The 705-nt window shown below is 49.2% G+C and carries 1 protein-coding gene; it reads left to right on the top strand.

Translation table 11 applies throughout. The features are described 5' to 3' along the window. The coding region (locus R8O10_RS25125; RefSeq protein ID WP_318191943.1) for an ABC transporter substrate-binding protein at window positions 1-705 on the top strand (705 nt) is incomplete at both ends.

The following is a 705-nucleotide window of genomic DNA, read 5'->3' as shown; positions in this document are numbered from 1 at the left end:
ATTATTACGGGCGCGTAAAACCAGAGCTGGCGCACCATTGGCGATACGATGAGCAAAAATTTGAATGGACGTTTTACCTTCGCCCCGGGCTTACCTTCCATAATGGCAACCCAATCGATGCCGACACGGTGGTGAGTTTGTTTGCCAAATTGAGCTCACTAGAATACTACGAGAAAGAACTCGCGCATGTGGCAAACGTGACTGCGCTAAATCCTCTCAAAGTGGTGTTTACACTTAACCGACCTGACTTGGGTTTTGCTGGGCTTATTTCTGGTGTGAAATATGGCATTCAGCCCGTGAGTCAGGTGAACGTTGCGAACAACAAGTTGGTGGTGGGGAGTGGGCCATTTTCCGTCGTTGAACACAGTGAAAACCGTTTGAAACTGCAAGCGTTTGATGGCTATTACGCGTGTCGAGTATTAACGGATTTGGTGACGATCTGGATCGTCAACGATGAAAAGATGGAGAACCCATCGCTCGCTGCGAATACTCTGCAACCACAGCCAGTCCTTGTTGATGACATGTGCGGTCACTACATGTCGACACCGAACAGTGAAACCTCCCCAGCGAGTAAACGCAGTCGAACGGAAGACGGTTGTTTGTTCGCACTGTTTAACCATCATGCGAAGCACGCTTTGTCTCAGGCTCAGCGCCGATACATCAGTGATTTGATTCGACCGGAGCAGTTAGCCGAAGTGATGAAGA

It is taken from the genome of Vibrio sp. 1727, from assembly GCF_033344415.1.
Lineage (GTDB): Bacteria > Pseudomonadota > Gammaproteobacteria > Enterobacterales > Vibrionaceae > Vibrio > Vibrio alginolyticus.
Note: the sequence above shows the minus strand (reverse complement) of the source record. Positions and strands in the feature narration are given on the sequence as shown.